13 protein-coding genes and 2 pseudogenes are annotated in these 14,983 nt (G+C 43.9%); 5 read left to right on the top strand and 10 right to left on the bottom strand.

Annotated features, from left to right (window positions below; all coding sequences use genetic code 11):
- Position 1: 1 nt before the first annotated feature.
- The 5 genes and pseudogenes from NLZ44_RS04145 to NLZ44_RS04125 form a co-directional block, all read right to left on the bottom strand.
- Positions 2–1,111 carry a DUF262 domain-containing protein gene (locus NLZ44_RS04145; protein WP_273247362.1) on the bottom strand — a complete coding sequence of 370 codons (1,110 nt, stop codon included), beginning with the start codon at positions 1,109–1,111 and terminating at the stop codon, positions 2–4.
- A 357-nt stretch (positions 1,112–1,468) separates the two neighbouring features.
- The gene (locus NLZ44_RS04140) at positions 1,469–1,903 is read right to left on the bottom strand and encodes a ferredoxin (RefSeq protein ID WP_006624397.1); all 435 of its coding nucleotides are present in this window, start codon (positions 1,901–1,903) and stop codon (positions 1,469–1,471) included.
- Positions 1,903–2,289 carry a DUF1257 domain-containing protein gene (locus NLZ44_RS04135; RefSeq protein WP_006624398.1) on the bottom strand — a complete coding sequence of 129 codons (387 nt, stop codon included), beginning with the start codon at positions 2,287–2,289 and terminating at the stop codon, positions 1,903–1,905. Before NLZ44_RS04135 ends, NLZ44_RS04140 begins: the two co-directional genes overlap by 1 nt.
- A 45-nt stretch (positions 2,290–2,334) precedes the next feature.
- Positions 2,335–2,544 (bottom strand): DUF2997 domain-containing protein, encoded by a 210-nt coding sequence (locus NLZ44_RS04130; RefSeq protein WP_006617668.1) that lies wholly within the window; start codon positions 2,542–2,544, stop codon positions 2,335–2,337.
- Positions 2,545–3,100: 556 nt separating this feature from the next.
- A pseudogene (locus NLZ44_RS04125) lies at positions 3,101–3,324 on the bottom strand (hypothetical protein).
- Between NLZ44_RS04125 and NLZ44_RS04120 the strand changes: the two are divergent.
- Both NLZ44_RS04120 and NLZ44_RS04115 read left to right on the top strand, forming a co-directional pair.
- Complete coding sequence (locus NLZ44_RS04120; protein ID WP_008052367.1) at positions 3,289–3,960, top strand: glycoside hydrolase family 108 protein; 672 nt, start codon at positions 3,289–3,291, stop codon at positions 3,958–3,960. The pseudogene NLZ44_RS04125 and the gene NLZ44_RS04120 overlap by 36 nt on opposite strands.
- Positions 3,961–4,108: 148 nt before the next feature.
- Complete coding sequence (locus NLZ44_RS04115; RefSeq protein WP_111893870.1) at positions 4,109–4,720, top strand: class I SAM-dependent methyltransferase; 612 nt, start codon at positions 4,109–4,111, stop codon at positions 4,718–4,720.
- 834 nt (positions 4,721–5,554) lie between these two features.
- Here NLZ44_RS04115 and NLZ44_RS04110 read toward each other — a convergent pair.
- Positions 5,555–6,253 carry an HAD-IA family hydrolase gene (locus tag NLZ44_RS04110; RefSeq protein WP_006624403.1) on the bottom strand — a complete coding sequence of 233 codons (699 nt, stop codon included), beginning with the start codon at positions 6,251–6,253 and terminating at the stop codon, positions 5,555–5,557.
- 164 nt (positions 6,254–6,417) lie between these two features.
- On the bottom strand, positions 6,418–7,494 hold the full coding sequence (gene acsF / locus NLZ44_RS04105; RefSeq protein WP_493751941.1) for a magnesium-protoporphyrin IX monomethyl ester (oxidative) cyclase: 1,077 nt from the start codon (positions 7,492–7,494) through the stop codon (positions 6,418–6,420).
- Positions 7,495–7,775: 281 nt separating this feature from the next.
- On the opposite strand from acsF, the gene NLZ44_RS04100 reads away from it, so the two are divergent.
- From NLZ44_RS04100 to NLZ44_RS04090, 3 genes are read left to right on the top strand one after another with little or no spacing between them, the layout of a single operon-like run.
- Positions 7,776–8,252, top strand: a complete 477-nt coding sequence (locus tag NLZ44_RS04100; protein ID WP_493751940.1) for an NINE protein — start codon at positions 7,776–7,778, stop codon at positions 8,250–8,252.
- A gap of 2 nt (positions 8,253–8,254) precedes the next feature.
- Positions 8,255–9,583 (top strand): guanine deaminase, encoded by a 1,329-nt coding sequence (gene guaD, locus NLZ44_RS04095; protein WP_493751939.1) that lies wholly within the window; start codon positions 8,255–8,257, stop codon positions 9,581–9,583.
- Between the two features lie 12 nt (positions 9,584–9,595).
- Positions 9,596–10,213: a TIGR04282 family arsenosugar biosynthesis glycosyltransferase gene (locus NLZ44_RS04090; protein ID WP_006624407.1), complete on the top strand. Its 618-nt coding sequence runs from the start codon at positions 9,596–9,598 to the stop codon at positions 10,211–10,213.
- 41 nt (positions 10,214–10,254) lie between these two features.
- On the opposite strand, the gene NLZ44_RS04085 is transcribed toward NLZ44_RS04090, so the two are convergent.
- From NLZ44_RS04085 to NLZ44_RS04075, 3 genes and pseudogenes are all read right to left on the bottom strand, one after another.
- The gene (locus tag NLZ44_RS04085; protein WP_493751938.1) at positions 10,255–11,880 is read right to left on the bottom strand and encodes an S-layer homology domain-containing protein; all 1,626 of its coding nucleotides are present in this window, start codon (positions 11,878–11,880) and stop codon (positions 10,255–10,257) included.
- A 410-nt stretch (positions 11,881–12,290) separates the two neighbouring features.
- The gene (locus NLZ44_RS04080) at positions 12,291–13,193 is read right to left on the bottom strand and encodes a carbohydrate ABC transporter permease (protein ID WP_315639826.1); all 903 of its coding nucleotides are present in this window, start codon (positions 13,191–13,193) and stop codon (positions 12,291–12,293) included.
- 75 nt (positions 13,194–13,268) lie between these two features.
- Positions 13,269–14,726 (bottom strand): annotated as a pseudogene (locus NLZ44_RS04075) (SulP family inorganic anion transporter); the annotation flags it as partial.
- Positions 14,727–14,983: the final 257 nt, after the last annotated feature.

Here is a 14,983-nt window from a genome sequence, read left to right as displayed (position 1 = left end):
TTCATAGGGGAGAAAATACCTCTCGACCCAATTTAATTAGATGGGGTAAACGTCTGGTTGCATTAACTCCAGCACCGGAATTATGGCGATAGGTTGGATTTGACCAAATGCCCTTGATGCGATCGCAGACTCGATCTTTGTGAAGGGGATTTTTATAATGATACCCTATTCCGAGGGCAATTACTTCATAGGCAGACAATAAAAACCCACCCAGAAATCTATCATCTTCGAGTTTATATCGCTTAAAGCTATTATCGCCCATCGTTTCATGCAAGATCTTAAAAGTCACATCAAAGGCTGTTTCTATATCGCCAAAATTCCAATTATTATCGATGGTTTTATCTCGCATTTCCTTAGTCAATAAATCACTGACATCACCTTTCATGTTTTCAAGATTTTCATCATCCCGGTCAAACAGAAGCATGAAACGCAATACTAATTCCATATCATACTGTTCTTCATAGAGGCGATCGCTCAAAGCAATACAGTTTTTGAAGGTATCCCTTTCCGCAAGCGATCGCATCACATTATATAGATTTTTATCTAACATTAATGCCATGCAATTCCTCACTTCTTGAGGCGTAGCGATCGACCCCCTTGTGTTGAGTCGCTGAAATAACTCATATTTGATAATTCTATCACTTTCTGGCAAAACAATATTTACCGTAATTTTGGCTCTCTTAATCAACAAACGCTGTGTCGGAGTCAGAGAATTTTCCTGGTCGTCCGGATCATCCCATTTTTTGCCCTTTAATGAAGGCAAGTACATGGTAGAATCCAAAATATAGAAATCGGTATCTTTATCTGGATGTTTGTCTCTCAAAATGCCGACAAATTCATAGATAGTTGAAAGTCTTTGTAAACCATCAATCACCTCCCACACACCGTCATTTCCTTGACTGACAAAAATTGGTGGAATCGGTATTCCCAAAACTATCGATTCTATAAATGATGATTTTTGGTAGTTTGACCACCTAAAATAACGTTGAAAATCCGGGCGAATTTCGATTTCTTTATGCTCATATAGACTCATCAACTCACCGATGGACATTGAGTAGCTGTCCGTTTTGATATTTCGTCTGTGTTTATCGATTTCTTGTTGTAATGACATGGGGGGATAAGTAGCAAATTTTAAAAGAGATTATAACCCATTATAACAGCATATAATCGATGGTGTAAAAACCATCCCATGGCGCGATCGCTCCATTGATCTGCGAGTTCGTCTCATTCCACCTAGTATCTATAAATCACTCCTCCCCAATTCCCTTTTTTTTCGCCAACCATCCCCCCTTGTCCAGATATTTGGGAAATGGGAACCCCCCCACCACTGGGAAATGTCTATTGATTCTCCGAGCATTTGACACTCCCCGACAAAAAAGCAAAAGCAAGATGTTCTCACTTTTGCCTAACTTGTAATAATTTAGGGATTAGGGGATAATAGACGAATTACCCCTAGTTTGATTGTAGTTTACCTTGGGGACTGTTTACGTTTCCGGGGTGCGATCGCCGCCTCAGCCGGAAAACCAACCCTAGCGATCACCTGATTTTGACGTTCTTGTTCAAGGACTTTGAGTTCCGTATAGTCAACCCAGTGAATGCAATCAACCGGACAAGTATCGATCGCCTCTTGAATGACATCTTCCGAATCTCCATCCTGGCGAAACACTCGCGATCGGCCATGGTCTGGCTCAATATAGAATGTGTTTCTAGCCACATGAGCGCAATGCTTGCAACCAATACAAGTAGGCTCATCAACATAAACCCCTTTTTGGCGCAGTGTACCCCCCAACTCTGGCTCAAACCCAGAACGCTCAGGTGCATCCCGCAAAAACCCACCCAATTCCGGTTCTAACCCCGAACGTTCTGAGTGAGACTGTTGTGATGATGCAGACAATTGAGACATTAAGCACTCCAGCGTTGAACAACTAAGCGGATCGATCCATCTTGATTATTGTGCTGTTCGGAAACTTGGAAACCTTGGGCCGTACTCGCGGTAACCACAGTGTGGAAAGCATAACGTTGAGTAACTTTTCTCAGGAAATGATCAACCGGGGTAGCTTGTTGCCAAAATTGCAAATCTGCCACCAGTTCATATTCCTGACCATTCCAAGCGAAGCCGATATCATAACCATTCTCTTGTTGGATAACCACTTCCGCGGCCAGAGTTTGACCACGATAACCTCGAACCTCGCGGGGTCCAGGCTTCCAGTCAATACCTAAATCAGTCAAAGCAGCTTTTAAAGACGTGATATTCCGAATTTGGGTTTTGATTTGGCTAAAGTGTGACATAGTTGGTAAATTGTGAATGAATTGCTTGAACGGTATAGATAGAATTTACCAGTTACTCAAACCCACTTGAGCAGTGGCATTCTGAGACTGGTGATTCCCTTGGGCGAAATATTCAGAAGTTGTCTCCTGATTTAATACCACCCCTAACTCAGCTTCGATCGCCGCCGTAACCTCAGCACAGGACGCACCAACAATTCCGGTGACTCGTTCCTGAACTCGGCCGTCGGGATGGATGATAAACTCTAGGGTTTCCATAGCTTAAATCGACTGCACAAAGTGGTCTAATACAATACCGACACCAGAGAAGATCTCTGATATAGGCAGGCTGTCAGCTAAATCAGATGGTTCTGACTGCACTGTTCAGACATCAGGGGTAATCAGTTGGACAAAAACCCCTGAGAACTTGACAAAAGTTATCAATGCCTGAAGCAGTAGGTTCATTATATGTTAAGTTTCGCGTAGATGCTCGGAACCGTCAAGGCATGGTACTATTGACCCGATAACATCTACTTCCGACTCTCTGTATTTCCCCTCTGAGCCTGGGTAGGAGACGGCTGGCAGGGATTGGTCAGCTTTGCTGCTATCCTTAGTTGAGTCAGCACCCCCGGCTGAAGCACGGGGGCTTCGTGCCCCCCTTTCAGGTAGCTGACCAGCTATAGCCTTAACTGGCTCCGTTCAGAGCAAGAGTTAAAGTTCCTACCCTGGAATGCGTGCTAGTTCCAGGCTCATGAACCGAATCGTTAAACATCTCTAAGGGGTTAAGGACGTGCGATTTGGATAGTACCGACTCTGAACATTGGCGAAGCAAACATTACCCCGCAAGGGAGTCGGAGCCAACCATAGCTCCATGGAGGGGCAACCATACCCCTCCACCCCGCAAGGGGGTGCTGGCGGCTAAAGCCGCTTGAGTCGGTTTTCCTCTCCGTGATCAATCACGGAGCTTCCAACCCTCCCAGGAGTTTTACGTGAACTCACCAGACCAAAGGACTCGTTAGAGCTATGAATGTACAACAAGCAACTGGTAAGCTGAAGCATATCAATCTCAAGTCTCGCCTGATTGCTGGCGGTTTGGGGTTATTGGTGGCTATTTCTATTCCCCTGATTGGTCACGAAACCTTGGCTCGTACCCGCAGTAAAAGCGATTACGAACAGCGACTTTTTGATGCCGCTTTGGGATTTACTCTCTATTTTGAGGGTGGCTTTAGTGACCATCCGGCAGATATTGGCGGCCGCACCTATAGGGGTATTCTCCAAACTGAGTATAATGCCTATCGTGCCAGCAGGGGTTTACCTCCCTTGGATGTGCTACAAATGTCTGATGCGGAAATGCTGGAAATTTATGATGGCTATTGGAGAGGTAGCGGCGCTCCCGCCATGCACCCGGCTTTAGCGATCGTCATGTTTGACACAGCCGTTAACTTTGGCATTCATAATTCCATTACTTTTTTACAACAAGCCCTGGGGTTGCCACAAACGGGGGTATTTGATGCCGAAACTCGCGCCGCTATGGAACAGGGTAACAATAAGTTTACCGCTCTCCAAATTGTTAATGAGCGCATCCTGTATCGTTATAAGCGGGTTCAGGAAAAGCCCAGTCAAATGGCTTTCTTTCATGGTTGGCTCAGTCGTGATTATAGTCTCTGGGGATATGTTAGCCAGATTCAAAATTAATTGATATTCCGGGATTGATCACAGAGCTATAATATCGGTTAGAGATATATATTCCGGTGCGTCAGAGTTACCAGTGTTTCTGGTGACCCAAAAGCTCCTGGGTCTGACGCTACCTTACTATTTTCTATGTGGGGGATATCTTTAATCTATGACTGACAGATTTTTTCAGAATAAACAATCGTTTTTTGACCGCTGGGCTCCTTTTTATGATTTCCTGCTGACCACGGTTTTCTATCAGGCTGTACATAAGCGTTTATTGGAGTTTGCGGAGTTTCCTAATTCCGCTAATATTCTTGATATTGGCTGTGGTACAGGACGACTGCTACAGCGTTTGGCTAAACAGTTTCCTGACCTTCAGGGGACGGGGTTGGACTTATCTCCTCAAATGATTAAAGAGGCGAAAAACCAAAATGTCTATGGCGATCGCCTACAGTTTCTACAGGGGAATGTTGAGGCTTTACCTTTTCCTGAGTTGAGTTTTGATGCCGTTTTTTGTACTATCAGTTTTCTCCATTATCCTCACCCTGAATTGGTCCTAGCAGAAATTAAACGGGTTTTGCGATCGCAGGGAGTTTTTTATCTGGCTGATTATACCGTTAATGATTGGACTGAATATCGAGAGGTTGCTGTCTCTCCTGGTAAGTTGCGGTGGTACAGCCGCAAAAAAAGGGAACAGTTGGCTAATTCTGCGGGTTTGTCTTGTTTGGGTCATCACTATTTAATCGGTCCGGTTCTCCTCACTAAGTTTGTTAATTATTAACCAATGAACTGCCTCTTATTTTCACTTCCTCTCCGTCCGGGATAGGCTGCGGAAAGCGGTTATGCACATAATCGCCTTTTTGTCAATAGGTAGAAAATTGGCCGTCCCCTTTTTCCCAAAAACTCGTGCATCGCCAGCTTAATTTTTTCCTCAGAGAATAACTTTTAGCGCCATAGAATCAGGGTTGTAGCCTTTTTTTTGGCATATAGACACAGTAACCCCTTGGGTGCGATTTATTTGAGTGTATCACAACCCCCATAATCTCGTCAACTATTTGCGAGCAATTAGCAATAAAATTGTAACAAATCTTAACAATCTTTGTGATATTAAATTCATCTGGCGGTATGAATTAGTTGAACTTATGTTTTTGGGGGTGATCATGGCTGTTGGGGGTTAATAACCCAACCTAGGATCGAAAGGCGATCGCCTCCCAACGAGAAAATTAATCAACTCAAACCTCCCCCCGAAACGGCTATGCACATAATCGCCTTTTTGTCAATAGGTAGAAAATTAGCCGTCCCATTTTTCTCAAAAACTCGTGCATCGCCAGCTTAATTTTTTTCTCAGAGAATAACTTTTAGCGCCATAGAATCAGGGTTGTAGCCTTTTTTTTGGCATATAGACACAGTAACCCCTTGGGTGCGATTTATTTGAGTGTATCACAACCCCCATAATCTCGTCAACTATTTGCGAGCAATTAGCAATAAAATCGTAATAAATCTTAACAATCTTTGTGATATTAAATTCATCTGGCGGTATAAATTAGTTAAACTTATTTTTTTGGGGGTGATCATGGCTGTTGGGGGTTAATAACCAAACCTAGCAGAATATCGCCTAAACTTGCGCGGGGGAAACCCGGTGATGATCAGGTTCAAAAGCCGGAAGATGCCAATATTCTGGTTTAAAATCTTCTAGGGAAGTCAGGACTTGATCAGCTTGTTGATAGGCGCTGTAGTCCATTTCTGGCGGTGGAATAGCCACCACATACATTCCCGCCTGTCGCGCAGCCATTACCCCAGCGAGGGAGTCTTCAAACACTAGGCAATTTTCAGGTTTAGCACCTAGTCGTTTAGCCGCAATTAAGAATATATCTGGTGCGGGTTTTCCTCTGGTTAATTCCGGGTCATCTCCTCTGACAATACAGCGGAATAGGGAAAACCAGGCTTGATGGGGTTGGGTTTTGGCGGTAAAGGGTCTGGTAGCAGAACTGGTGGCGACGGCTTGGGGGATATTGTGGTTAGCGAGGTGATGGGTAAGCCGAACTATTCCGGGTAGGGGGGGAACTTGGGGATAGTATTGATAGATAATTGCGTCTTTTTCCTGCAAAAATGCTTCGGGGGTTAGGGGTAATTGCAGGGTTTCTACAATTAAGGCGGCGGAGTCTTTAGACTTACGACCACAAAGTTGATATTGTAGGGTTCTGTCAATGGTTTTACCATAACGGTTAGCGATCGCCTGATTTACTTGAGCATGGAGAGGTTCAGTATCTAATAGTATACCGTCAAGATCATAAATAACGTGGGTGATCGCCATAACCAATAAGGTAGGAATTACTTGGAGTTTTGGGCTAGTTAGGTGTTATTTAACTACGGAAACTAGGGAGACATAAGCCTTGTCTGTCCTAGTTATGGTGTTTGATGTTGGGTGGAGACACCCCCCCGAAAATGGGGGGGATGTAGGTAGGTGTTCAGTGACAATTAGCGAACTACACCATGACTGGGTTCTACATTAATGGGTTTGAGTAGGTACAGGTTTAAGAACTGCCAACCATTAGAGATGTAGTGGGGTAGTTTTTGGAAGAACTTGACGAAACCAGGTGCGTTAGAATTAGCGATCGCACTAAGTTTTTCATTAGTCTTCACGCAATCATCAAGACGTTGGTAGAAACTGGGGTGATTGACATTAAGGACAATGGGGAATACCCGACCAGCAGTTTCGTTAGTTTTTTCGATTACTTCGATGTCATAATCGCGAGCATTCAAGCCAATAGCCGCATAGAAGTCCGCACGCTGTAGGTCATTTAGATACATAGTCGCGAACACAGACAGCAGGAAGAAGCGACACCATAGGCGAGCTTTCCAGTCGTTCAACAGGCTAGGCTGAGACTTGAGCATAGCATCAAAGAAATCACCGTGGCGGTTTTCATCCTGACACCAGTTTTCAAAGAAACGGAAAATCGGGTAAATCCGATCTTCTGGATGAGCTTCTAAATGGCGATAGATTTTGATGTAACGCCAGTAACCAATCTTCTCAGAAAGATAGGTAGCGTAGAAGATAAACTTGGGTTTAAAGAAGGTGTACTTCCGGCTTTTGGTGAGAAAACCCAGATCCAGAGATAAGTTAAAATCGGACAGAGCTTTGTTAAGGAAACCGGCATGGCGTGCTTCATCTCGTGACATGAGCAAGAAGCATTCAGCCAAGACAGGGCTTTTTTCTTTAAGGCGACGGCTGAGTTCTTTGTAAAGCAGGAAGCCAGAAAATTCGGCGGTGCAGGAACGCTCTAAAAACTCTACAAAAACCTTGCGAGTTTCGCCATCAATGTGGTCCCAGGACTGTTCAAACTCTTCGTCACGGACAAAGTGATGACGGTTGTAGTCAACCCGGAACTCTTCCAAGATCGCCCTGATTTCCTCTTCATTAGCAGAGATGTCCATTTTTTCCATCTCTTCAAAATCTGTGGTGTAGAACCGAGGTGTCAGGATGGTTTCCTTAGCTGGAACCTTAACCCCAGGACGTATCTCTTCAAATGTGGGTTTTTTCAGGGAATCTACCATAATGCTCGTGTTTTATTAATTATTGCAAGGGACTTGGTGTGGGCGATGGGCTACTATGGGCTGAACATCGCCGTTTAGTTAAAATGACCAACCCGCTTGGGGCTGCAATCAAAAGCGTTTAATATGCAACGCATTCCAGTCTAGCAAGTAATGGTATCGCCTGCACGATCAATTCCGTTAAGAATTGCTACACCATTGCTACACGGACTGATCTGCACCAAAGATATTTCAGATGTGCGATCATGGTTATAGTCCCTTGATGTCAGGACTTGGAGGTTATCGTGAAAAAAATTACCACGAGTTATATATTATGGGCGATCGGCTTGATTACTCCCATAAGTGGTTTACATCGCCTGTACAATGGCCAGATTGTCACCGGTGTAATTTGGATGTGTACTTTGGGACTGTTCCGAGTTGGCCAGTTGGTGGATGTATTTTTGATTCCCAGTATGGTGGAGGAATATAATGCTAAAGCACAGGCCAGGCTGGGAGTTGCGCCGGACGGTTCCCCACTTCCCGAAAGTAACCCAGTGACGTTAATTGTGACTGGAGACTTGCAGGAACGTCTGCGAATGAGATTACTACAGGCAGCGGCGGCGCGGGGTGGTAAACTGTCAGTTACTCAGGGAGTAATGGCAACCGGGGCGGACTTTGAACGGGTGGAAAATGTTTTAAATGATATGTTCAAAAAAGGTTATGTTACTATTACCAACCACCCGGAGTCTGGTATTGTGATTTATGATTTCCACGAGTTATAAATATGTACGGAGTTCGCAGCGCTTTTCTGGATTTTATTGATGATCCGTTTGTGGTGTCTCCCACGGAAAGCTATCGCTATCTTGAGGATGGGTTATTAATTGTTGAGGATGGCAAAATTCAGGCTTTCGGTTCCTATGACCATATCCGAACCGATTATCCTGAAATTGAGATTATCGACTATAGCCAAAGGTTGATCATCCCTGGTTTTGTTGATACTCATGTTCACTATCCACAAACGGAGATTATTGCTTCCTATGGGGAACAGCTTTTGCAGTGGTTAGAAAAATATGCTTTCCCAGGTGAACAAAGGTTCAAAGACCCTAGTCACGCTCGCGAGGTCGCGGGGTTCTTTTTTGATGAGTTGGCGCGGAATGGCACGACTACAGCAGTGGTAATGACAACGGTTTTCCCAGAGTCAACCCGGGTATTTTTTGAGGAAGCACAAAGTCGTAATATTCGGGCGATCGCTGGTCAGGTGATGATGGACAGAAATGCACCTGAGTCCCTATTGGATAACCCGGAAACTGCCTACCACAATAATAAAGATTTGATTAAAGAATGGCATCATCGCGGTCGGTTGTGCTATACAATTACTCCTAGGTTTGCGATAACTTCGACCCCAGAACAGTTGGAAGTAGCCGGACAACTAAAACGAGAATTTCCTGATGTGTATGTTCATACTCATTTATCAGAAAATCAAGAAGAATTAGTGACGGTTTCCCAATTGTTTCCTGATTGTAAAGATTATTTGGAGGTATACGAAAAAGCAGGTTTAGTAGGCGATCGCTCAATTTTTGCCCACGGCATTTATTTAAGCAATTCCGAGTTTAAACGTTTGTCCGAAGCGGGTTCAGCCATAGCTTTCTGTCCGACTTCCAATATGTTCATTGGTAGTGGATTATTTAATCTGAAAGAGGCGAAATCACCCGCGCACCCCATAGCGGTAGGTTTAGCCAGTGATGTGGGTGCGGGAACCAGTTTTTCCATGCTAAAAACCATGTCCGCCGCCTATAAAGTCACCCAGCTACAAAAGCAAACTCTGTCACCATTGCCAGCCTTTTATTTAGCTACCCTAGGGGGCGCTAAAGCCATTCATTTAGACTCATATATCGGCAACTTTCAAATAGGGAAAGAATCCGATTTTATTGTATTAAATTGGCAAGCCACACCATTAATGGCATTCCGCCACCCTCAGCATAGCATAGAATCAGTAGAAAAACTCAACGAAATCCTATTTTCTCTGATGATTTTAGGGGACGATCGCAGCATTGATGCTACCTATATTGGGGGGAACCTAGCCTATCGCAAGCCTGATTATATGACCTGGTAAAATTGTCAAATTATGGAACATTTAATTGTTTTCACCCGTTACCCAGAACCCGGTCAAACCAAAACGCGACTAATTCCGGCGCTGGGTATTGAAGGCGCGGCGAAACTACATCGCCAAATGACCGAAAAAGCGATCGCCACAGTGGACAAACTCCAGGAATTGCGTCCCATTTCCACAGAAATTAAATTCACAGGAACTACCCTAAGTCAAATGCAAGATTGGTTAGGGTGTCATCTGTGTTATAATCCTCAAGTAGGGGGGAATTTAGGCGAGAGAATGTCGGAAGCATTCCAGTCAGCATTTAACCGTAAATATAGGTCGGTAGTGATGATTGGAAGCGACTGTCCAGCCATCACTTCCCATATCCTTAGTCAAGCCTTCCAGCTACTCCAGCAGTTTGATATAGTCCTGGGACCCGCGACGGACGGCGGATATTATTTAATCGGACTGTCAAGGTTTATCCCCGAAATATTTGAGGGAGTGAATTGGGGAACCGAATTAGTCTGGAAACAAACGATTTCTATCTGTCATCATCTTAACATAGCGGTTGCTAATTTAACCATTTTGACTGATATTGACAGACCAGAAGACTTAGAAAAACTCACAGATCCCATATCGGAAATTATCTAAAATCATCAGATCAGGGAATAACTGTGAGTCCAGTCTATTGGCTACGGTTGAATATAGCCGGTATCCTGCAAAAACCGTGTTACATCTGCTAATAAATCGGATATATTTCTATCCTCAAAAAGCGATCGCACTTTTCGCCACCCCAACTCTCCCTGACCGAGGGAATATTGATTAGCCATATAAGCGGCGATCACCCCGCGAACATCCTGATTTTGGCGGTGTCGTTGTTCAATATCTCGCCAAATGCGATCGAGGTGAAGGGTCACAAATTCCGGATAATTAGCAGTAACATTTTGAAATTGTCCAGCGCGATATTCCCAAATTATCAGAGGGACCTGTGATTGAGATTGCAGATTAAATTCCCGCGCAAATCGGTAATCATACCCCACAAATCTTGGTAAGCCATCATCAGTAATTTCGGTTAAATCATAGCGCCAAATACCCCAACTTTTAGGAATAATACCATATTGCTTGGCTAAGGGTCTATAATGGTAAATCAGCGAGTAATAACCGCCACTTTGGAGGTCTACAATTAACTCAGGTTCCCTATCTCCATTTAAATCGATAGTGCGGACATCTAAAAGCCTGATGGTATCTAAGTTACTTGATATCAAATTCTTGAGGATATCTTCTGGTATATTATCATCTAAAACAACCTCTCCGCGCCGCGTAATTTTCAAGCTAAATTGAGGACTAGGGCGAGGGTTAAAATCAAATTCTGCTAGTAAATTCTCAAATTCAATAGTTTTGTTAATGGGTTCTTGTGGTAGCAATGCTTGGGATGGTGGTTGAAAAAATTGAGTTTCAGTAGGTGGAGAATGGGGGATTTGTTGAGGTGATTCTGATGGGGTTTCGGGGGGTTTATTGATGGAAATATCGGCGGGACTTGATGGAGTTTCGGCGGGTTCGGACTCGGTAACTGCTTGGGTTTCTGGGGTAGTCAGTGGCATTTTTGCTAAGGGTTGATCATCCACAGAAATGCGGGCAATATACTGAGAAGGAACTAAGGCATTTTCATCAAAGTTAGTGATAGCCTGACAGATAAATGTAGCTACATCAGCCCTAGTCGCCGGACGGTTAGGCTGCAATTGTCTAACATTAGGATAGTTAACGACTAACCAATTTTCAGTGGCGGCGGCGATCGCTTCTTTAGCATAATCAGGAATGGTGGCGCTATCGATAAAAACATCTCCCAATTGTTCAGGAGACAACTGCTGGGGCTTAAATCCTAAACCATTGCTAATAGCCACCAGGGCTTGTACCCTAGGAATATTAACCAGAGGATTAAAAACACTACCGATATATCCTGATAAAAACCCTTTTTGACTAGCCAGACTAATGGCATCATAAGCCCAAAAATCTGTGGGAATATCGACAAAATTCTGGCGGCGGCGGGTGGGTTGTACTCTCGGAAATGCTTGATTAACCAGGGCGGCGAATTCAGCGCGGGTAATGGGGTTATTAGGGCGGAAGGTGTTGTCACTGTAGCCGGTAATAATTTGGCGATCGGCTAATTCCTTAATACAAGGCTGCGCCCAATGGTTTTGGACATCTGTAAAACCAGCTTCCCCGACAGGGAAAGCTGGGTTAGTTTGGGATGGGTGGGTTATCAAAACTGCGATCGCTGCGACTAAGGTAAGTATGATATGCCATCGATTGGTTTTCATAATTCGTTATTTGTTGCGTCTCTCACACCATTTACTTACCCTATTTTGTCTGACAATTAGCCGTTTGTGTGAAAAATTTTAACTTTCCGTGTTTTCGGGTATCCAACCTAACAGCAAGTAGATGCAGCCTAAATAAAACACCGCTGGGATTAACATTCTCAGCCAGTCGAAATCAGCCATGATCATATTTCTCCTTGTTGACCCTAAGTTACGTTGTTACTACGGTTGAAGAACTCCCCTTTCAGTTTGGTTAAGATATGATTTATCCTGGGTCTGTTGACCCTAAGCCTATATATTGACGGGCAATTCCATCTACTTCTATTATGGCTTAATTTCAGGAATTTAGCAAAAAAATTAGGGGAAAGTATGAACTATGGTCGCTGGTCTGCCCCTAGTCCGGGGGGATGATTTCACCAAGTAGCCTGGTTTTGATTACCTGTTAAACGGTTAACAATTAACCGGAGTAATGATAAACTAAAAACTATTCCAAATAGCACTAATCCAATGGTGCAGGCATAACCAATATCTAAGTTTTGAAAAGCCCTTTCATAGAGATAATAAACAATGGTTTTAGAACTATTTAAGGGGCCGCCTTGGGTCATGATATAAACTTCTTCAAATACCTTGGTAGCGGAAATGGCAGAAATTACCGAGACTAAAATTATATAAGGTGTCATTAAAGGTAAGGTGATATCCCAATGACTTTGCCACCCGTCGGAACCGTCTAAACTAGCGGCTTCGTAAAGTTCTGCGGGGATAGATTGTAAGCCAGCGAGATAAATTACCATATAATAACCCAATCCTTTCCAAATGGTAACTGCCATGACTGAAAATAAGGCTAAATTAGGATCGGTTAACCAGGGAATTCGGAATTGAGTAGATGAGGGGAGGAAAAATGAGGTAAAATATTGGAGTAATTGATTAAGTAATCCATTCTCTGCATATAACCATTTCCAGGCTAGTCCGGCTACGACCATGGAAATGACAACCGGCACATAATAGGCGGTTCTAAACCAGTGAATGCCACGGAGTTTTTGATTAACTAAAATGGCTAACCCCAAGGGTGCGATCGCCAAAATAGGAACGACTACTATTATATAAAGTCCGGTGTTTTTTAAGGTTTGCCAAAATACTTGATCTTGCCAAAGTCTTTGAAAATTCCCCCAACCGACCCACCGAGGTTCTCGAATTAAGTCATAATCAAAAAAGCTGAGATAAAAGGCTTGTAAGGACGGCCAAAATACAGTGAGGGTTAAAATGAGTAATGCGGGTAATAGAAATAAATAGGGGGTGAAATTAAGTCGCGATCGCATGATAATCTTTGTGAAAAACCAGAAATCCGGAGGCAAACCGGGTTTCTTGAGAGAAGCCCGGTTTGGGGGTAGGGTTCAATTATTGATGGTCAAATCATCTGGAAGAATGGAAGAACCATGAGGATAATTAACTTCGGCAACCTCTGGAATAGGACCAGTAGAGGAACGAACCATAGCCACTGCTGTCTGTAGAGCTTGCATTCTATCCATGACCAAATTATCGGGACTGAGCATTTCAAAAACTCCCAACTTCTGTAAGCGCTGTTTACACTGTCCAGCAGCGCCGACAATGAAAACATGACGACCGAGATCAACGGCTTCTTTAATAGCATTTTCCAAGGCGAGAGAAGAAGTGACCCCCAACAGAGGCACATCACTTAAATCTAAGATGAGAACATCATAGCTACCAATAACTGCGTGTTCACGGGCGATCGCTTTAGATACACCAAAAATCATCGGACCGCTAAGATGGAAAAGTAGAATGCGACCATTAGCCTGCTTGAGCAATGCTTTTTCATCGGGACTTAGAACAATGTTGTCATCAGCATCAGTAATGGCTTTAACATCCTTAGAACGCAAATCAGTGAGGCGCTGAATAGTGAGGATATTAGCGACAAATAGCCCCAAGCCCACAGCCATAATCAAGTCAACAAAAACAGTTAAACCAATCACCCCATACATAATCAAGGCAGCTTTGACAGATACCTTGTGGGCGCGTTTCAAGAAGCCCCAATCGATGATATCAACACCAACTTTTAAGGCAATACCAGCCAAAACCGCCATAGGGATACTTTGAGTTAAAGGAGCCGCCCACAGCACCACAACTAACAGAATAATTGCACGAGTGAGACCGGATAAAGCCGTGCGACCGCCAGCCTGAATATTAACCACTGTCCCCATAGTAGCTCCCGCCCCAGGAATACCGCCAAACAAACCAGAAGCGAGGTTTCCTAATCCTTGACCAATCAATTCTTTATCAGAGTCGTGTTGATAGCGGGTGAGACTGTCAGAAATCACAGAGGTGAGGAGAGCATCAATACAACCCAACATCCCCAGCACCAAGGAATCAATGAACATGGTCTGGATTTGGCCTGCACTAAATGTAGGAACTTGCAGGGAGGGGAGACCGGTAGGAATTTCACCAATTCGACGAATATCAATATCAGGAAAAGCAATTAGGGAAAATATGGTGACGGCAACCAAGGCTAATAACTGAGGAGGAACCAAGCGTTTTAGCTTACCAGGCATCAACACCAGAATTGCCACAGTGATGAGACCCAAGATGGTTTCAGAGGGGTTAATATTAGTCAGCAGTAATGGTATATTCTGAATAGTACCAATGACACCACCTCTGGGGGGAGCCTGCCCCAAAAAAGGACCGATTTGGAGAACTACGAGAATTATACCAATCCCGGACATAAAGCCGGAGATAACTGTATAGGGCATGAGGGTGACATATTTACCCAGACGCAGAAAACCAAATACAATTTGGACAATCCCTGCCATCATCACCACGGTAAAAGCCATGGCCATGGTGCGAGACGTTTAGGAGTCAAATAAGGCTGCAATGCCTGAAATAACCTCCTAGTGGGACTTTCACCCCTTGGTGAAATATAAGGGACTCGTACCCTGACCATCCCATAACTGTTTATATGTCCCAACGTTTGGTATAGAAATATACAAAACAAGGCAGGGAACTCAAGGTCAAAACGCCCAACTGGAAATATTAATGATTCCTTAACAATTGCGTTGAGAGTAACGGCGATAGCCACCCCCAGTTTTGGGAATCA

Source organism: Arthrospira sp. PCC 9901 (genome assembly GCF_059013425.1).
Note: the sequence above shows the minus strand (reverse complement) of the source record. Positions and strands in the feature narration are given on the sequence as shown.